General features: G+C 58.6%; 16 protein-coding genes. 10 read left to right on the top strand and 6 right to left on the bottom strand.

Translation table 11 applies throughout. The features are described 5' to 3' along the window. The first annotated feature begins 189 nt into the window (after positions 1-189). The 3 genes from R3C98_RS09880 to R3C98_RS09890 all read left to right on the top strand — a co-directional run bounded on the left by R3C98_RS09880 (position 190) and on the right by R3C98_RS09890 (position 4,086). Positions 190-2,532: a TonB-dependent receptor gene (locus R3C98_RS09880; protein ID WP_371313898.1), complete on the top strand. Its 2,343-nt coding sequence runs from the start codon at positions 190-192 to the stop codon at positions 2,530-2,532. Between the two features lie 48 nt (positions 2,533-2,580). Then, a complete protein-coding gene (locus tag R3C98_RS09885) occupies positions 2,581-3,492 on the top strand; it encodes a sulfite exporter TauE/SafE family protein (RefSeq protein ID WP_371313899.1) in 912 nt (303 codons plus the stop codon). Between the two features lie 126 nt (positions 3,493-3,618). Then, positions 3,619-4,086, top strand: a complete 468-nt coding sequence (locus R3C98_RS09890) for a MaoC family dehydratase (protein WP_371313900.1) — start codon at positions 3,619-3,621, stop codon at positions 4,084-4,086. A 5-nt stretch (positions 4,087-4,091) separates the two neighbouring features. Here R3C98_RS09890 and R3C98_RS09895 read toward each other — a convergent pair whose 3' ends face one another. Beyond that, positions 4,092-5,012 (bottom strand): fatty acid desaturase family protein, encoded by a 921-nt coding sequence (locus tag R3C98_RS09895; RefSeq protein ID WP_371313901.1) that lies wholly within the window; start codon positions 5,010-5,012, stop codon positions 4,092-4,094. A 64-nt stretch (positions 5,013-5,076) separates the two neighbouring features. On the opposite strand from R3C98_RS09895, the gene R3C98_RS09900 reads away from it, so the two are divergent. The 3 genes from R3C98_RS09900 to R3C98_RS09910 all read left to right on the top strand — a co-directional run bounded on the left by R3C98_RS09900 (position 5,077) and on the right by R3C98_RS09910 (position 8,630). Next, on the top strand, positions 5,077-5,895 hold the full coding sequence (locus R3C98_RS09900) for a hypothetical protein (protein WP_371313902.1): 819 nt from the start codon (positions 5,077-5,079) through the stop codon (positions 5,893-5,895). Positions 5,896-5,977: 82 nt separating this feature from the next. Next, the gene (locus R3C98_RS09905; RefSeq protein ID WP_371313903.1) at positions 5,978-7,618 is read left to right on the top strand and encodes an MFS transporter; all 1,641 of its coding nucleotides are present in this window, start codon (positions 5,978-5,980) and stop codon (positions 7,616-7,618) included. Between the two features lie 283 nt (positions 7,619-7,901). Beyond that, complete coding sequence (locus R3C98_RS09910) at positions 7,902-8,630, top strand: aspartyl protease family protein (RefSeq protein ID WP_371314033.1); 729 nt, start codon at positions 7,902-7,904, stop codon at positions 8,628-8,630. Positions 8,631-8,642: 12 nt separating this feature from the next. On the opposite strand, the gene R3C98_RS09915 is transcribed toward R3C98_RS09910, so the two are convergent. From R3C98_RS09915 to R3C98_RS09930, 4 genes are all read right to left on the bottom strand, one after another. Beyond that, a complete protein-coding gene (locus R3C98_RS09915; protein WP_371313904.1) occupies positions 8,643-9,059 on the bottom strand; it encodes a cytochrome c in 417 nt (138 codons plus the stop codon). Positions 9,060-9,150: 91 nt separating this feature from the next. Then, positions 9,151-10,875, bottom strand: a complete 1,725-nt coding sequence (locus tag R3C98_RS09920; protein ID WP_371313905.1) for an adenosylcobalamin-dependent ribonucleoside-diphosphate reductase — start codon at positions 10,873-10,875, stop codon at positions 9,151-9,153. A 24-nt stretch (positions 10,876-10,899) separates the two neighbouring features. After that, a complete protein-coding gene (locus R3C98_RS09925) occupies positions 10,900-11,355 on the bottom strand; it encodes a DUF3775 domain-containing protein (RefSeq protein WP_371313906.1) in 456 nt (151 codons plus the stop codon). 10 nt (positions 11,356-11,365) lie between these two features. Then, positions 11,366-12,178, bottom strand: coding sequence for a universal stress protein (locus R3C98_RS09930; protein ID WP_371313907.1), 813 nt, complete (start codon positions 12,176-12,178; stop codon positions 11,366-11,368). A 162-nt stretch (positions 12,179-12,340) separates the two neighbouring features. On the opposite strand from R3C98_RS09930, the gene R3C98_RS09935 reads away from it, so the two are divergent. From R3C98_RS09935 to R3C98_RS09950, 4 genes are all read left to right on the top strand, one after another. Further along, positions 12,341-13,084 carry an ABC transporter ATP-binding protein gene (locus tag R3C98_RS09935; RefSeq protein ID WP_371313908.1) on the top strand — a complete coding sequence of 248 codons (744 nt, stop codon included), beginning with the start codon at positions 12,341-12,343 and terminating at the stop codon, positions 13,082-13,084. Beyond that, complete coding sequence (locus tag R3C98_RS09940) at positions 13,081-15,453, top strand: ABC transporter permease (protein ID WP_371313909.1); 2,373 nt, start codon at positions 13,081-13,083, stop codon at positions 15,451-15,453. Before R3C98_RS09935 ends, R3C98_RS09940 begins: the two co-directional genes overlap by 4 nt. Then, entirely contained in the window at positions 15,450-16,688 is a 1,239-nt protein-coding gene (locus R3C98_RS09945; RefSeq protein WP_371313910.1) for an efflux RND transporter periplasmic adaptor subunit, read from the top strand. Before R3C98_RS09940 ends, R3C98_RS09945 begins: the two co-directional genes overlap by 4 nt. An 84-nt stretch (positions 16,689-16,772) precedes the next feature. Beyond that, positions 16,773-17,210: a host attachment protein gene (locus R3C98_RS09950; protein ID WP_371313911.1), complete on the top strand. Its 438-nt coding sequence runs from the start codon at positions 16,773-16,775 to the stop codon at positions 17,208-17,210. Between the two features lie 5 nt (positions 17,211-17,215). Here R3C98_RS09950 and R3C98_RS09955 read toward each other — a convergent pair whose 3' ends face one another. Continuing rightward, positions 17,216-18,469: an MgtC/SapB family protein gene (locus R3C98_RS09955; protein WP_371313912.1), complete on the bottom strand. Its 1,254-nt coding sequence runs from the start codon at positions 18,467-18,469 to the stop codon at positions 17,216-17,218. Between the last annotated feature and the right edge of the window lie 10 nt (positions 18,470-18,479).

Consider the following 18,479-nt stretch of genomic DNA (forward strand, 5'->3'; position numbering starts at 1 on the left):
TCCCGACTCGGTCCGCCGTTGGCCGCGACGTATCGCACTGCACAAGAAACGCTCAGCCTCGGATAATTACGCCCGAATGCAGGCAAGATCCGGATTTTAACACATTCACTCTGTTGTGCGCAGTTCCCGCACTCCGGCGACGCCGACATCTTGCGGGCAGATTCAATAAGTCGCTGGGAGTAAAATGCGATGCGCCGCCTCAACACCCGTTTGAAATTCGGAATATGTATTGCCTCGCTGATTGCGGCATCCATGACGACTGCCGCGCAAGCGCAGGAGACGGCAGCAGAAGAACAGGCGACCATGAAGGCGGTGGTTGTCGAAGGCCGCCGGGTCTCGACCGCCGACACCGCCATCGGGCAGGACGAAGCCACCAACACAGTGGCCGTTACCCGCGAAGAACTCCTCTCCGCACCGGGCGGCATCTCGGGCCTGAAAATGCTGGAATCCCTGCCGGGCTTCAACGTGCAAACCGACGGCGCCCTGGGCCTCTACGAATTCGGTAACTCGGTCACCGTGCGTGCCTTTAACCTCCAGCAGATCGGCTTTGTGCTGGACGGCGTGCCAATGGGGCGGTCCGATGCGTTCGGCGGCAGCCCGATCTTCCGTTACGTGGACAACGAAAACCTTGGCGCTGTGGTTGCCTCCCCGGGTGCAGGTGACGTTTCCCTGCCGAGCTATGCCTCGCTCGGCCCGCTCGTCTCTTACAATACGGTCGACACGTCAGACACGCCCGGCGGCATGATCTCCTACACGATGGGTGATGACGACCTGGAGCGCAGCTTCATCAAACTGGAATCCGGCAACTGGAATGGCCTGTCGGCCTATGTCAGCCGGTCCAAAACGGACAGCAGCCTCTGGCGCGGCCCGGGCACGATCGACCGCGAGCATATCGAAGGCAAGATCAAGTACGAGTTCGACGAAGATACGTTCGTCAAGTTCGGTTACGTTCACAACGACTTCCACGACTACGACTCGCCGTCTGGTCCGGAGTCGGTGTTCCAGAACAACTACTTCTACGGTTATCAGGATGCGATTCCGGAAACCGGCTGTATCAATCCGATGCCGAACGTCTATGATTACAACGGCGATAACGTAATCGACGGGAACGACTTCGCACCGATCTTCACCGGTTCCAGCTGCACCAGCTACTACGAAGATCGCATCAACATCCGTGATGACACGATGTACACCCTGAACTTCCAGACGGATCTGGCCCCCGGTGTCATGCTGACGGCGACGGCCTACCAGGAAGACAAGGACGGCTTCGGCGTCTCGCCGGACAGCTACTCCAACTCACTGAACATCTATAATCGCCAGGTGGCAGCCGGCCTTGATGTCGTTCATCCGCGCGGCGTCCAGTACGGCCTGTCCGAAGTTGGCGGCACGCGTACCGGCCTCGTCGCCGGTCTGGAATGGGAAATCGGCAACCATACGGTCGAATTTGGCGGCTGGTATGAAGACGAAGACTATGACCGTACCCAGCAACGCCTGAACAAGACCAATGGCTCGGCAGATGGTGACGTGATCTGGGATGAGGTTGCCTACTACCGCCGCAACTACACTTCCAACCGCAAGACGACGCAACTTTACCTGAAAGACACCATCAGCCTGATGGACGACAAGCTCAACGTCGAAGTCGGCGTAAAGAGCCTCAGCGTCGACTACTCGCTGAAAGGCTATCGCGACTACAATGACTATGAGGTTTTTGGCCCGCAGAGTGTTGGCGAGACCTACGAAGACACGTTCCTGCCGATGGCCGGCGCGGTCTATGACCTCAACGACACGGATCAGGTCTTTGCATCCTACTCGCAGAACTACGCCCTGCCGCGCGGTGCTGACGATATCTTCTCTATTGCATCCACGGATGCTTCGACAGAACCCCTGCCGGCACCGAAGGGTGAGGAATCCGATAACTACGAAATTGGCTTCCGTACCAACCGCGCCCAGTTCTATGGCTCGGCTGCGTTGTTCCTCACTTCGTTCGATAACCGTCTCGTTGCCGGCAGCGTGATCAATCCGGCCACTGAGCAGCCGGAAGCATTCTACATCAACGCAGGCAAAACCGAGGCCTACGGCTTCGAACTCTCGGGTGTCTACAAGCCGGACTTCCTCGGTAACAAGGTCTATTTCGACGGCAACCTGACCTACAACCATGCTGAATCGAAAGACGCTTTCAGCGGCAACCCGGCTGGCTCAATCCTGGCTGACAGCCCGGAATGGCTGTTCACCGGTGGTGTGACATATGAGCCAACCGAATGGATGGTTGCCAATGTTTCCGGTAAGTACACCGGCAAACGATATGCCGACTACTCGGAAAGCTACGAAATGGATGCTTACACCGTCCTGAGCGGTTACCTCGACCTTGGTGGTCCGAATGATTTCGGTGTCCCGGAAAATGTGAGCCTGCGCTTCAACATCGACAACCTGCTGGATGAAGAAGTTCCGACGGCCTTCGTTTATGCTGGCTCGGCCTACTTCCGCCCACTGAACCCTCGCACCTTCCAGGCGACCCTGACGGTGCGGTTCTGATCATGCCTTACAGCAAACTCTCTCCCAATATGAAACCGAGTGAATACCATGCTAGCTGATGCACTCCCGCTAATCCTGTCCATGCTGGTGGCCGGCGCTTTCGCCGGTCTCCTGGCGGGGCTGTTCGGAATCGGTGGCGGCTTTGTTGTCGTTCCGGCTCTCGCAGCCGTCTTCACCCTCCTTTCGACATCGGGACAACCGATGTCCGAGGACAAAATCATGCACGTGGCCATCGGCACTTCGCTGGCAACGATCATCTTCACCTCTCTCCGGTCTGTACAGGCACACGCGAAACGAGGGGCGGTGGATTTCAATATCCTCAAGCAATGGGCGCCCTGGGTTGTCCTGGGCGTTGTCCTCGGCCTCAGCGTTGCCCGTTTCCTGGACGGCAAGTCGCTGAAGATCATTTTCGGCGTCGGCGTGTTCATCATGGCCTGGCACTTCCTGTTCCCGATCCTGTCCAAGCGCACCGTGTCGGATGAAATGCCGAAGGGCGTCGCCCGCGGTGGCCTCGGCAGCTTCCTCGGCGGCTTCTGCACTCTGTTGGGCATTGGCGGTGGCACACCGGCCATCCTGATCATGACCCTTTCCGGTCAGCCGGTTCACCGGGCGATCGCAACTGCGGCCGGCTTCGGTACGATCATCGCTGTGCCCGGCACGATCGGTTCGATCATTAGCGGCCTGGGTGAAACCGGACTGCCCTTCGGCTCGATCGGATACGTGAACGTCGTCGCGATGCTGGCGATCATCTCGATGAGCATGATCACGGCACCGATCGGCGCGGCACTGGCCCACAGCCTGGATTCTGCAAAGCTGAAAAAGGCGCTGGGCGTCTACCTGCTGTGCACCTCCAGCCTGATGCTGTGGACGGCATTCCACCACGCCCCGGCAAAGAACCCGCTGACGACCGCTTCGGCTGTCCAGGTCACGACGGAACTGCCTCACATGGGCGGACGCTGAGGCGACCTGGCGCCGGACGCTTCCTCTCAGGAAGTGCCCGGCGTAGCTGCCCGGCATTCTTGCCTGACGTAACGCAAGCCGCGCCTGAATGGCGCGGCTTTCTTTTGAGGCTCAAGGAACCCGCTCATGCGCTATTATGAAGACCTGGTGATCGGCACGGTCACAAAATCCGAACGAACCTATGACGTCACCCGCGAGGAAGTGATCGAGTTCGCTGGAAAGTACGATCCTCAGCCCTTCCACCTTGATGATGACGCCGCAGCGAAAACGCATTTCGGGCGCCTGTCAGCCTCCGGCTGGCATACCGCTGCGATGACAATGCGCATGATGGTAGAAGGTTGGAGCACGCAGGAACCGACAGCCGGACTGGGCTCTCCGGGGGTCGATGAGCTGCGCTGGAGAAAGCCCGTCTTCCCGGGTGATACGCTACGGGTGGAATCGAAGCTCATCGGCAAGCGGCGCATGAAAAGCCGACCAGAGATGGGCCTCATGAAGACAGAGCAGACCATCTACAACCAGGATGGCGAAATCGTCATGAGCATGGTGTCCAATGGGCTGATCCAGGTACGAAATCCGGACAGGGACGCCGAATAGCTGGTCTATTCAGCGGGCACCATCGCCGGCTTGTCATCCGGGCGTACGGCGCGGCGGATCACGTCAATATAGTCCTTCGAGATACACTCGAAGCCATCATAGTAGCCGCGTGACGCCAGCAACTGGTGAAGCCGCTTCAGCCTGTAGGGCGGAACCGTAGCGAACATGTGATGCTCCAGATGGAAGTTCACATCGTTCGGGGCAATCAAAACACGCTGCCAGAAAGGCGCAACAGTGGTGCCGGTGTTCAGGCGAGGATCAAGCTGTGTGCGGTCCTTGGCTGTTCCGTGCTCACCAATCTGACGCAGGCGTACGATCGCCGGATAAACAAAGAGCTCTGCAGCCCACCACATGAGATAGGCCCACGGCGCACCCGCCAGCGTCAACACGCCCAACAGCAGGACATGGAAAGTCAGCCACGGCCAGTTGCGGGACAATCTGAAACTCCGAATCTTGCGCATCGTATCGCGGATCCCGGTACGTCCCGTGAAGTCGCGGACGAACTTCCGGCGCAGGCTGTCTTTGGAGACAGGGTAGTTTTTGACGAACACGATATCCGGGTCGTCCGGTGTGCCGGCATATTTGTGGTGCTTCAGGTGATAGGCCCGATAAGCCGGCAGTGAGATGTTCATGGGGGCGCCGACAAGGTAGTGCCCCACGAACTCATCTACTTTCGGGTTCTCGAAGAAGGCGTGGTGAGCGCAGTCATGGTTGATAATACCAAACCCCAACTGGCGTCCGCCGAGGATAGCAATACCCGCAAGAATCGTTAGTGGGTTCGGCCAGATTATCGCTATGGCAAAAGCCGCAGCGACCAGGCCCCAGTTCCAGCTCAACGTTGCGAATGCCCTGAGGTTCGATTTCTTGCGCAATTCACGCAGTTCGTCTTTCGTCAGGACATCAGATAATTTGAGCTGGTTCGCCACGACGGTTCTCTCCCATTGAACTCTTTTACCGTTTATTACATTGTATGGCAGTATAGGTCAATCTGTGTATTATTTTAAGCCTCTCGATCCGAAGGATGTGTCACCGCGCGCGCTGGTCCTGTCATTGATGAGCAGTGCATTCACGGCACCGCAATCGATCGGCCGCCTGATAAACGCGGCCGCACTTTTCGACATAGAGCCGGCAACCCTGAGAGTGGCGGTGGCCCGCCTTCTCAAAGAAGGGCTGCTGGAAAGCCCGGATCGCGGCGTCTACCAACCCGGGCCGAAATCCAGGGCACTGACCAGGCGGGTCCAGGGGTGGAAGCAAGTCGCAGACAGAATCGTACCCTGGCAGGGTGATTGGTTGCTCGCACTGACGGGGCATCTCGGCAGAACTGACCGCAAGCAGTTGCGAGCGCGGGAAAGAGCCCTCGGCTTGTCCGGCTACAAGGAGACGGAATCCGGCTACTGGGTTCGTCCTGCAAATCTCTCGCGCAAACTGGAAGACCATCGCGCCGACTTGATTGGGATCGGCGCAGACGAAGACATCTCCCTACTACGCGTCAGCGACATTGCGCGATCGGAAGGTGCTCCCTGGACAACGCTCTGGTCGACCGAAGACCTCGCCCGCACATACGAGCAGGCGACCGAAATGATGTTGGCCAGTCTCGAACGTCTTCCAGACCTTCCAAAAGACTTAGCCGCACGTGAATCCCTCCTGATTGGCCAGGCCGTCATTCGTGCCATCAACTTTGATCCGCTACTGCCCCCAGAGCTGGCTGATCAGGCTGCATTCTTCCGAATGGTCGATACGATGGTGCGATACAATGATACCGGCCGGAAATGCTGGCAGGCATATTACACCTCCACCGAGAAGAGCTGAGGTGCGAGCCGTTTGACGGCGGCATCTTGAACCTGACGGCAATCGCTCCCACGATTGCCTGCTGAGACTCGAACTGGATACCATGCCTGACGCTCCCGCCCCGCCACCGTTTTCCATTCCGCTGTACCGGCGGATCTGGGTGGCGAATGTTGCGTCACAGTTCGGCAGCCTGATCCAGAGTGTCGGCGCGGCCTGGCTGATGGTCGAACTGGGCGGGACGAAAACCCAGATCGCCCTTGTTCAGGCGTCCGTCACATTGCCTATCATGATCCTCGCGCTGCTCTCCGGCGCCATTGCGGACAACTACCCCCGCCGCCTTGTAATGCTGGCTTGTCAGAGCTGGATGTTCATCCTGTCAGTGGCGCTATGCGTCTTTGCGTGGTTCGGACACCTGACGCCCTGGGCCTTGCTTGGGTTCACGTTCCTGATCGGCTGCGGCACGGCCATGAATGCGCCGTCGTGGCAAGCCACCGTCGGCGACATCGTGCCCCGCGGAACGATCGCGGGTGCTGTTGCCATGAATTCCATGGGCTTCAATATGGCCCGCACCGCCGGCCCGGCGCTTGGCGGCGCGATCGTGGCCGCCTTCGGCTCTGCAGCAGCTTTCACGGTAAATGCCTTCAGCTATCTCGGAATTATATGGGTTCTGTTCAGTTGGCGCCCGGAAAAGCCGACCCGGCCGAGTCTGAGGGAAGATCTCGGAACGGCGATGATGGCCGGGGTTCGCTATGTGACCCTGTCTCCGCCCATTCGCAGGGTTATGTTCCGGGCCACCCTGTTCGGTTTCGCGGCAGCGAGTGTGCCATCCCTCTTGCCATTGGTCGCGAGCCATCTCGTCGGTGGCAGCGCTGTAACCTTCGGCATCCTGTCTGGCTCGTTCGGGGTTGGCGCTGTCATGGGCGCCCTTTCAAATCGACCGGTGCGGGCGCGTCTGACCAATGAAGCCATAATCCGACTGACTGTCCTGGCCATGATTGCGGGGGCCATTGTGATCGCCCTCAGCCCCTGGCTGCTCCTGACCGTGGGGGGGCTGGTCATTTTCGGTTGGGGCTGGCTGCTCGCCATGGCAACAATGAATGTGACGGTGCAGATGTCTGCGCCGCGTTGGGTCGTGGGCCGGGCGCTGTCACTTTACCAGATGTGCGTCTTCGGGACGATGGCCGCAGGAAGCTGGATGAGCGGCTTTCTCGCCGAACATCATGGGATCGCAGAAGCAATCCTGATCATGGCAGGCGTACAGGTAATCGGCCTGATTGCCGGCTTCTTCCTGCGCCTGCCGGAGGTGCAGGATCTCAATCTCGAACTGGTCGGCCGCTGGAAAACACCGGATGTGAAAGTGCCAGTCGAACCGCGTGCGGGGCCAGTGCACATCGCTGTGCATTACCGCATTCGCGAGGAAGACATACCCCGCTTCCTGGCTGCCATGAACGAGAGCCGTCGCGTGCGCCTGCGTGACGGGGCGCGCAATTGGGCGCTGGTGCGAGACTTGAGCGACCCGGACGTCTGGATCGAGAAATACCGGTTCGGCCGATGGATGGATTACGTCCTGCACAATGAGCGGCGCACCCATGCCGACCGGGAGAATCTGATTATCCTGCACACCCTTCACCAAGGCAGCTGGCCCCCACCCATTGTGCGGATGCTGGAACGGCAGGTTACCGGAGTCACGGTTGATCCGGACCTTTCGCCAGAAATATCGATTGACCCCACTCGCAATGACTGACTTCCATTCGCAGTAGCTCTGCATCCAATTGGGCCCTTGATCGCATCTCCTTGTCATTCGGCGCCAACGCGCCAGCCACGATAAGGATGATAAGATGAAACTGCGGGCAAAACACAAACGGCACGCGGGATACTTTTTGGCGGCAGCAACTGTTCTGACTTGCGCTGGAAACGCAGCTGCGGACACAGACCAGCTGGCACCCACTGCCTGTTACATTGCAAGTCATGCACATGACCAAGCAACCGTCTCCCTCCCATTCAATATCGTACACGGAAGAGTCTACATTGAGGCTGAGGTAAACGGTCAGGGCCCATTCACTTTTGCAGTGGATACTGGCGCGAGTGGCCTTGGGCGCGCCGATGCCAGTCTGACCGACGAGTTGAACCTGCCCTTTGCCGACAAGGCCGAGTCCAGCGATGGTGTCACTGTTTCGGACGTAGACACCGTAAAGATCGACTCGCTGAACGTCGGCGGTCTGATCCGCACGGACCTGGAACTCATCAGTCGCGACTATAGCAGCAGCGCCCCAGCCGGCGCAGAGATCTCCGGCATCGTCGGACGGGACTTCTTTGACGACGGATTGCTCGTCATAGACTTTCCGAACAAGACGCTCACTTATTCAAAGACGATAGGCCTTAGCACTGTAAATGAAGGTTCGATCGTCTATGAGCGGCCTTATCGGATTCCGGTCACCATCGGAGACGTCAAAGTGGAAGCCAATCTCGATACGGGCGCAGGCGTGGCGCTCGTCTTGCCTCAGGCGCTCTACGACCAGGTATCCTCCGCCCCACTTGAAACAGCTGGACGGGCCAGGCTGACAAACACAACGGTCGAAACCGGCCTGGGAATCGTGTCCGGTCCCATCACCATCGGAGAAACAGTCACGTCGAACGTAGAAGCTCGCGTGTCGGAGCGTTTCCCGGAACCAGTGGTCGGCGGACACATCCTGCAGGCCTATGTCATCGCCATCGACCAGCGCTCAAAACGCGTAGCTGTCTGTCCCGGCACGTGATCATCAAGAAGGTCAGGCCGGGTGCGGCTCCTGAATGCTTTCGAGATAGGTAATCAGTGCGTCGATTTCATAAGGGCTGAGCACGAACATGGGCATATCCGGGTGACCGACCACGATGCCTTCGGCAAGCGCCTCTTCAAGATTTCGAACCGGGTAGTTTTCGGACAATTGCCGGAAAGGTTTGGCATCCTGATGAGGGCTGTTGCCGGTCGTACCGATAGCGTGACAGGTGGAACACCGCGTTTCCGCAATCAGCCGGCCGACCTTGATCTTGCTGTCATAAGCAAATTGCGCTGCGTCCTCCTCGACCGGGGGCGCAGCTGATGCAGCAGCTTCTGTTTCCGCAGATGGTGTCGAATTGCATGCCACCAACATTGTCAGCCCTGTTGCCAGGCCCATGGCGAGGAGTCCGGTGCGTCGCAGAAGCATGTGAGTCCCTTTCAGTCAGCATCATCAGTCTAGACCCGCCAGGGGCGTACGCCTAGCACCACAACATTACACCCTCGTCAGGCATTGCCGGTCAGCAGGTATCCGATGTGCACCAGGCTCCGACCGACGCGGGCATCAGCACATCCTCCCCCCTGCTGCCCTGCCGATAGACGGTGCACCCTTTGAGCCCAAGATCGTATGCCTTTCGGTAGACCCGCTCGAAAGATTCGTAGGGCATGTCATTGTTGGCATTGATCGTTTTGGAAATGGCGTTGTCGATGAATCCCTGCGCGGTCTCCTGCATGGCGAGATGAGCGTCAGGCGATAATTCTCCCGCTGTGACGAATGCTGGCGGCAGACCTTCACCACCGCTTTCACGCCATAGGCGGAATGCATAGTCCTCAATCGCCATCGTATCATATCCGCCGTCCATACGCCTGACACGTCGATCCAGAGACGCAGCAAACACCGGCTCAATGCCGGCAGAAACATTCCCCGCGAGGAGGCTGATCGACCCGGTCGGCGCGATCGCCAGCAAGTGACTGTTTCGGATACCTTTCTCACGAATCGAGGCTCTCAGCGCTTCAGGCAGACGTCTCGTGAATGGCCGATCAAGAAACGACTCCGCTTCGAACAAGGGAAAGCTTCCCTTCTCTTCCGCCAAATCGACGGACGCTTCATAAGCGGCGTTGCGCATCATGCCGAGAACATGGGCCGAAAATTCGCGTCCCTCATCGCTGTCATATGCGAGTCCGAGCATGATCAAGGCGTTTGAAAGACCGGTGATCCCAAGACCGATGCGGCGCCCGGCATGCGCTTGCTCGGCCTGTGCTTTCAATGGATAGTGTGAAACGTCCAGAACATTGTCGAGAAAACGGACACCCAGCCGCGCAGTTTCAGCGACGCCATCGAAGTCGAATGATGCTCCGTGTGTGAACGGTTCCCGGACAAAACGCGTCAGATTGATCGAACCGAGATCACATGCCCCATAGGGCGGCAAAGGCACTTCCCCGCATGGATTGCAGGCATGAATGGTTTCGGCATAGCCGAGATTGTTTTCGCGATTGATGCGGTCAATGAACAGGACGCCGGGCTCTCCTGCTTGATAAGCCGCATCCAGCATTCTTCCCCAAAGATGCTTTGCCCTGACCACGCGGACGACCTTGCCATCAAACACGAGCGGCCAGTCAGAATCGGCATCAACCGAACGAATGAAATCATCGGTGATCAGCACTGACAGATTGAACCGGGACAGCACGCCCGTCTCAGTTTTCGCGTCGATGAAAGATTCCATGTCGGGGTGATCGCAACGCAAAACAGCCATCATCGCGCCGCGGCGGGTACGGTCTGCTGTCATGGTTTCGCACATCGCGTCCCACAGATGCATGAAGGAGACCGGTCCGCTGGCGACATTTCCTGTGCGGACCGCTGCAGTTCCAGCAGGCCGGATCGGTGAGAAGTCGAGACCAATCCCACCACCAGCCTGCAATGTGATGGCACTTTCGCGAAGAGAGTGAAAAAGGCCATCAATGGAGTCGTCCAGCGCCCCCATAACGAAGCAGTTCAGCAAGGTCGCGTTACGTTCGGTTCCGGCATTGGCGAGGATGCGTCCGCCGGGAAGAAACCGATCGTCCGCCAACAGGTCCTGGAACCTGCCAGCCCAAACATCCTGTCTACCTGGTTCAACAGCCGCTATGGCCTTTGCGACGCGCGCCCATGTTTCTTCGACACGGGTCTCGTTCCTGAACCGGTATTTTCTCTGCCAGATGTCTTCGGATACCGGCGCAAGTGAGTGGGGAGGCAGCAACGAATTCACGGCAGCCGACCTCCCCTCCTCAGCTCAGGACAGTTCGTCCGGTGGCGGATAGCCCATGGCTTCCAGAGCATTCTCGATATAGTCGCTGCCCATTTGCAACTCCTCGAGATAGTCCGTCACGTCGAACGGCTCCGCCTCTCGGGCAGCCCGGCGTGCCGCAGCCCAATCACTCGCCTCATAGTCACCACGGCCGACCCAGATCAATGCGAGGAGGTCGTGTTTGGCATCGATGTTGAGGCCGCGGATCAAGCCTTCCAGTTCATCGTCCAGCACATCTTCGTGTGGCTCTTCAGCTTCGTCCGCAATCGCCTCCAAATCCGTGATCGGATCATCCCCAATATCGCTGTCGACCACATCGTCCTCTTCCATCGGCATTATGCCCTCGCCCTGATATGATTGGGCAAGAACGGCAATCCGATAGGCGACATCCGGGTCTATGGTGAGGTCAAAAGCACGATCGCCCTGAATGACTTTCTTCATCCGAGTCCCCTTAGTGCGACAGAAGCAGAGGCACCTTTGCCTCACGAAGCAAGGTGCGCGTCACACCTGGCAGGAATGCCTGCTGCAGGCGGGAATGTCGGTATCCTCCCATGACGATCAGGTCAGCATCGAATGAGGTCGCAACGTCCATCAGTGCTTCCGCTGTGGAACGGCCAATGCTGTCTTCATTCCTGACTTCGACGTCTCCTACGTGGCGGGCGAGATGAGCTCCGACGTCCCAGGCAGGACCGGCGCCGTGACTTGTATCACCGGGTTTTGCATCAACGGTCGCGACGCAGACTTTTGCATCGTCCGACATCAACAGCAGGCTGTCATGCATGGCACGAGTGGCTTCACGGCTGGCATCCCAAGCGATCATGGCGCGCTCTCCGACTGTCGTACCCCTCCAGTCTTCCGGCACGATCAGCACGGGACGGCCACCTCCAAGCAGAACGCCTTCCAGCATGTCGGCATGCGGTTGCTCGTCAGATTTTCCTGGTGCCCGCACGACGACAATATCGGCATGGCGGGCATTCATCGCAGACAATGCCTCCACCCGGTTCGGAAACGCCTCGAAATGGCGCATTTCCACGGGCGTATCCAGAACGCCCAAATTCTCTTCGAACTTCGTCCATGCGCTGGACATTGTATCCCGCGTCTGCTGAAGAATCGAGGCGTAGACCTCACCAGCTGATCCATCACCATATCCAAGGATCATCGGCGGCAGAACCGTGAACGCGGCGCAGCTGAGGTGAGCATTTTTGGACGAGGCGAGCGCGCGAGCGAAGTCGAAAGCGGCCTTGTCCCCGTCAGGCGAAGCCATACAAACGCTGATATCCTTGATGTCCACTTGAAATCTCCATTCCGGGTAAAATGATCTCAAAGGACAACATAGCGGAAAATCGTCCGATTCAATACGCGTCCCTACGTAGCAGAAGTTTGCGCCTTTATTGGTAATAAGGGGGACGTCAGGGTAGAAAAACATATGAGCACTGCCACCAAGTCCAGCCAGTCAGCCGCCGATCCGGATATTTTGCTGGAAGGCAAAGGTCTGGAACGCTCGTTTGTGACGGGTGAAGTCGCCGTCAGGGCCTTGCGTGGTGTGGACATTTCGCTGAAGCGCGGCGAACTGGTTGTCCTGCTCGGCCATTCGGGGAGCGGAAAATCTACGCTGCTGAATATTCTTGGCGGACTGGACCGTGCAACAGACGGCACGCTCCAGTTCGAGGGCCAGGATCTGACCCATGCGAGTGATGCCGAACTGACCCGGTACCGGCGACGTTCCGTCGGCTTTGTGTTCCAATTCTACAATCTTGTCGCCGGTTTGACCGCCCGGGAGAATGTCTCTCTGGTCACCGAGATCGCCAATCATCCGATGAAACCGGATGAGGCGCTCGAATTGGTCGGCCTGGGTGAACGGGTGAAGCACTTTCCGGCGCAGCTTTCGGGTGGAGAACAACAACGGGTCGCTGTCGCGCGTGCCATCGCCAAACGGCCCCAGATCCTGTTCTGCGATGAGCCGACGGGCGCACTGGACAGCCAGACAGGTATCCGCGTGCTCGAAGCGCTCGACCGCGTGAACCGCGAACTGTCAACAACAATGCTGATCATCACCCACAATGTCGGCATTGGCGACATCGCCGACCGCGTTCTGCGGATGCAGGACGGGGCGATCATTGAGGAGACAAGGCCCAACCGGCGCCTAAAGCCGACGGAGATATCCTGGTGAAGGGCCTTTCACCTCTCGATACAAAGTTGCTGCGTGATATCTGGCACATGCGCGGACAGGCGATCGCCGTCGGGATCATCGTCGCTTGCGGCGTCGCGATCATGGTGATGGCGCTTGGAACACTCAGCACCCTGCGGGCCAGCCGCGATGCATACTATGAGCGCTATCGCTTCGCAGATGTCTTCGCTTCGGTCCGCCGCGCGCCTGAAAACGCAGCGTTGCGCCTCCGGGAAATCGACGGGGTGCAGACAGTGGAAACACGCATCGTGCGGCTCGTGATCCTGCGCATTGAAGGAGTGGAAGAGCCGGCCAACGCCCAGATTGTATCCCTGCCGGACGAGGGCGAAAGCATCCTGAACCGGCTTGTCCTGTTCCACGGACGTTATCCCGAAGCCCGCTCACCAGATGAAATCATCATCTCAAACGCTTTCGCAGAAGCCAATGACCTGAACACGGGCGACGCCATCGAAGCGGTGATGAACGGTCGTCTGAGATCACTGACCGTGGTCGGAATCGGCGATAGTCCTGAATTCATCTATGCGCTCGGCCCCGGCACGTTGCTGCCCGATGATCGCCTGTTCGGAATTTTCTGGATGCGGCGACGCGCGCTGGAAGCCGCTTTTGATCTCGACGGTGCTTTTAATAGTGTCAGCCTGACCGTCGCACCTGGAACCGACACTCAAACCGTAATTGATCAGGCTGATGACGTCCTTGCACCGTATGGAGGCACAGGCGCTTTCGATCGCTCGGACCAGTTGTCCAATGCATTTGTCGATTCCGAGATGAACCAGCTCAAGACAATGGCGCAAATCATTCCCACCGTCTTCCTGGTCGTATCGGCAATCCTGATACATTCCATCCTGAACCGGCTAATCCAGACGGAACGCCAGCAAATCGGCCTGATCAAAGCCTTTGGGTACTCGCGCAGGGAGATCACCTGGCACTATCTGAAATTTGCCATCGCAATCACGACAGGCGGCGTGCTCGCAGGCTGCGCACTCGGCTTCGTACTCCAGAACCTGATCACCCATCTTTACGCCGAAACGTTCCGGATCCCGGACCTCACCTGGCGAGTCGACGCGTTCGCACTGGTTGCCGGATCGGTCGCAGCACTGGGCTCAGCAATAGTCGGCGCGATGAGCGCAGCACTTGGAGCCGCAAAACTTTCGCCAGCCGAAGCCATGCAACCTGCCCCACCGGTGAATTATCATCAGGGCTGGCTACGCTATATTTTACAGATGCGCTGGCTGGACGAACCGACGCGCCTCATCCTGCGCCACATTTTCCGGTTTCCTGCACGTACGGGCGCGAACCTCTTTGGCATTGCCGCAGCGGTCACCCTGCTGATCGGAACGCTTTTCAGCTTCGATGCCATTGATGACATGATGGACCAGATGTTTTTCCGCACAAACGCACACGATGCTGCGGTTACCTTCTTCGAAGCACCCAATGATACCGCAGTGGCAGAACTGTCCCGCCTACCCGGTGTGATGTCTGCAGAAGGGGTCCGGGATGTGCCGGCGAGACTGGTATCGGGCTACAGGTCTGAACGGGTCAGCATCTCAGGGCTACCTGAAGACGCTCAGTTGAGACGCATCCTCTCTGCAGACGGACGGTATGTCGACATCCCCTCCACAGGAATTGTTCTTTCGTCCCAGTTGGCTGGCATGCTGGACGTAACGACGGGCGAGACCGTGACGGCCCATATTCTGGATGCGACCCGGCCGGTCGCGGACCTGCCTGTCACGGCGATCATTGACGAATCTGTTGGCACTCCAGCGTTCATGGACCTGGAGGCGATGAACGCGCTGCTGGACCAGCCGCCTACCGTGTCAGGCGCCTACCTGAAACTGGACCCCCACAATCAAAAGGCATTTGAGAACAGCGTCATCGAGCGCCCGGGAATAGCCGGCGTCTCGCTGCGCGCGGCGGCGACCGCCTCCTTCGAGGAGACACTTCAGGAAACCATCTACATCATGATGGGAATTTATGCCGTCATCGGCGGCGCCATTGCTGCCGGGGTTGTTTACAATGCGGCCCGCATCAGCCTGACAGAGCGTGGACGGGAACTGGCCAGCCTCCGTGTCCTCGGTTTCACGAATAATGAAGTCGGCTACATCCTGCTCGGTGAGTTGGCGATAATTGCGCTAATCGGCATCCCTCTTGGATGTATTGGCGGCATCGGCCTCGCTCACCTGATCGCGACAGCGATGGCAACAGAACTTTATCGGATTCCCGTTACGGTGAATCCCTCAACACTTGGTATTGCGGCACTGATTGTTCTTTTATCCTCCACGATTGCCGCATTGTTCGTCGTCCGCAGGGTCCGCTCACTGGACCTCATTGCTGTTCTGAAGACAAGGGAATGAAGATGCCATCAGTCCGTATACGTATCTGGATAGGGCTCGCCGTTCTGGCATTTCTGGGCTTCATGTGGGCTTTTTCGCCGCGCGCGATTGAAGTAGATGCCGCATATGTTGCACGCGACGACATGACGGTCACAGTGTCTGATGATGGCATGACAAGGGTCCGCGATGTCTTCGTGCTGTCAGCGCCCCTCGACGGTACCATGTCCAGGGTGGAGGTGGAACCGGGAGACCAGGTGACGGTGGGAGAAACCGTTATCTCCACAATACGCCCGTTGTTGCCGCCGCTGCTGCCGGCCCGCGTGACAGCGCAACTGAAATCGAATGTCTCATCAGCGGAGGCAGCGCTCACAGCGGCCCGTGCAGATGCAGAACGCCTTCGCGCCGAACACAATCGTCTCAAGCGCGACCTGGATCGCGCCAAAAAGCTGCTTGAATCCGCGACTGTTTCCCAACAGGCGGTCGACAATGCTGAAGCGGCTGAACGCGAAGGCTATCTCGCCCTGCGCTCCGGTGAAGCTGTCATTGGTGTGCGACGGCAGGAACTCGCTGCCGCCCGCGCAGCCCTGATGCCCAGCGAAACTCAGAATGGCAGCGATACGGTCGCGGTCATCGCGCCTCTCTCCGGCCAGATCCTGACGGTTGACCGCGAAAGCGAGGGGCCGATCGCACAGGGTACTCCCATCGTCGAAATCGGAGACTTGAACTCCCTCGAATGTGTTGCCGACTTTCTCTCGGAAGAAGCCGTACGGGTGAAGCCAGGTGATCCGGTGATGTTTACGGACTGGGGTGGCCCCCCGCTGCCGGGCCGGGTCCGCCGCGTCGAACCTGCCGGTTTCACCAAAGTCTCAGCCCTCGGAATAGAAGAGCAGAGGGTCAACATCATTATGGACCTCAACGACCCGTCGGCACGACAAAACCTTGGGCATGGGTACCGCTTCGTCGCAAATATCGCGGTCTGGGAAGGTGCCAGCCGATTGGTTGTTCCCATGTCAGCGCTGTTCCGGGATGCAGATGGCTGGGCTGTGTTCGTGATCTCCGATGGCAGAGCCCAATGGCAAAGTGTTTCAGTCGGGCATACCAACCGGACGTATGCAGAGATCCTCAGCGGTCTTGACGAAGGCAGCCGCGTGGTTATCCACCCACCTCGCCAATTGGAGCGTGGCGCGAAGGTGAAGATCCGTGCAACGCCCAAAACGCAGCGCGCAACAGACAGCTCTGCCGCCGTCACAGGCTGAAACCGTGTCGGGAATGTTACGCATCGTCTTCTCTCGTCTTCTGGACTATCTTCCCTGAAGGAGGAAACGAACAGGGAGGAAAGAATGCACCTCAGAAATGGAGACTGGGTCGTCGTTTGCGATGCCGGGAAATATGTCGTTTACGAAAATCAAGGCGATACTGACCGGTTGGACCTGCGGATCGTCAGTTTTGACGACCACGTCAATCCGCCCACGCATGGGCAAGGAACCGACAAGCCAGGCCGTTATCCTGGACCAGCGGGACAGAGTTCGGCTGTCGGAAACACTGATTGGCATGAGCAAGAAGAGAAGCGCTTCATCGGAGCACTCGCAGCACAAATGGATGGATGGGCGGGTGCCGAACCCGATCGCCGCTTCGTGCTTGTGGCTGATCCACGTTCGATGGGAACACTTCGACACATTCTCAACGAACACACGCTAAGCCGGATCGACCACTCGATCACAGGTGATCATGCTCATCGTCCTGTCTCAGCCATTGAAGCACTCATCAGTGAGGCATGACGGGTTCAGATGCTGCCGAGCGAAATCGCCGCGATCATAGCCAATAGGCCAGATGAAATGGTGAGGGCGCCAATCAACAGCACCAAGGTGCTGAAGCGCCTGGTTCCTGCCCCCAGCGCCAACACAACTTTGAAAACCGTATTGACCATGACCGCTATCATGATCGCACGTGCGGCGACCTGATCCGACAATTCTCCGGCACTGAGGTGCCCCATCGAGAGGGTCACCGCATCGGCATCGACCGCGCCAGCAAGGGTTGCGACACCAAACACGCCGCTGTCTCCCCACACGGCCTGTGCCAACCGCGACAGAACCAATGCGCCGGTCAGCACGGCTGCAAAAACAAGCGCTGATTTCAGATCCAGCGGGTTCGGCAAGGCCAGCTTCGCTTCAGTTCTGGCTGGCTGGCGCCACAGCATAAAGCCGGCAATGACAACAGTCGCAGCCAGCATCGCCCCGAGAGGCTGCCACAACATCGGCAGCAATGCCGGCCGGATGGCCGCGACGATAAGGGCCGTACGCATGACCATAACGGACCATGCCATGGCTACACCCCCAGCATAGGCCGACGGCCGGCCACCTGCTTTTGACAACTGAGAGAGCGACAGGGTCGCTGCGGTCGAAGAGGCCAGCCCGCCAGCGAAAGCCAGCAGGCCGACACCGGCACGCTCCCCCAGTGCCTTCACACCCACATAGCCCACAAACCCAAGGCCGCTGATCAGGACCACCATCCACCAGATGTGCCGAGGATTGATGACCCGATACGGGCCCAGCCCCACATCCGGCATGGCCGGCAGGATCACGACCGAGATCAGCAACAAACGCAAAAACGCGCTCATCTCATGTGCGTCGATCCGGTCCAGCAACCGGTGCATAGGTTCACGTAACCAGAGAATGAACGCCGTCACGACCGCCCCGCCACCCGCCAGCAGCGGCGACAGCTTTACCGCAACCGCCCCCAGGCTGAAGGTGATCAGCGCCGCAATCATCGTTGTCGCACTCACATTGCGGGACTCTTCAATGTGAGCCTCGAAGCCTTGGCGCAGCAAAAGCGCAAGCCCGATCGCCCCTGCCGATATGATCAGGCCATTCCCGGTATCCAGCGTCGCAGCGAGCCCGCCCACAAGTCCAATGAGACCGAACGTACGGAACCCGGCAACACGGCTCCCGGTCGGGTCGCCACGCTCTTTCCAGCCGCGCTCCAGCCCGATGATCAGGCCAATCGCCAGCGACGCCAGAAGGCTCGCTGATAGAGTCATGACACTTTGG

Source organism: Hyphomonas sp., from assembly GCF_041398465.1.
Classification (GTDB): Bacteria; Pseudomonadota; Alphaproteobacteria; order Caulobacterales; family Hyphomonadaceae; genus Hyphomonas.

Excerpts from the sequence above, each read along its gene's own strand:
- R3C98_RS09905 (WP_371313903.1), top strand. The coding sequence starts at position 5,978 with ATGCCTGACGCTCCCGCCCCGCCACCGTTTTCCATTCCGCTGTACCGG.
- R3C98_RS09880 (WP_371313898.1), top strand. The coding sequence starts at position 190 with ATGCGCCGCCTCAACACCCGTTTGAAATTCGGAATATGTATTGCCTCG.
- R3C98_RS09915 (WP_371313904.1), bottom strand. The coding sequence starts at position 9,059 with ATGCTTCTGCGACGCACCGGACTCCTCGCCATGGGCCTGGCAACAGGG.
- R3C98_RS09890 (WP_371313900.1), top strand. The coding sequence starts at position 3,619 with ATGCGCTATTATGAAGACCTGGTGATCGGCACGGTCACAAAATCCGAA.
- R3C98_RS09935 (WP_371313908.1), top strand. The coding sequence starts at position 12,341 with ATGAGCACTGCCACCAAGTCCAGCCAGTCAGCCGCCGATCCGGATATT.
- R3C98_RS09930 (WP_371313907.1), bottom strand. The coding sequence starts at position 12,178 with ATGGCTTCGCCTGACGGGGACAAGGCCGCTTTCGACTTCGCTCGCGCG.
- R3C98_RS09945 (WP_371313910.1), top strand. The coding sequence starts at position 15,450 with ATGAAGATGCCATCAGTCCGTATACGTATCTGGATAGGGCTCGCCGTT.
- R3C98_RS09955 (WP_371313912.1), bottom strand. The coding sequence starts at position 18,469 with ATGACTCTATCAGCGAGCCTTCTGGCGTCGCTGGCGATTGGCCTGATC.
- R3C98_RS09885 (WP_371313899.1), top strand. The coding sequence starts at position 2,581 with ATGCTAGCTGATGCACTCCCGCTAATCCTGTCCATGCTGGTGGCCGGC.
- R3C98_RS09925 (WP_371313906.1), bottom strand. The coding sequence starts at position 11,355 with ATGAAGAAAGTCATTCAGGGCGATCGTGCTTTTGACCTCACCATAGAC.
- R3C98_RS09950 (WP_371313911.1), top strand. The coding sequence starts at position 16,773 with ATGCACCTCAGAAATGGAGACTGGGTCGTCGTTTGCGATGCCGGGAAA.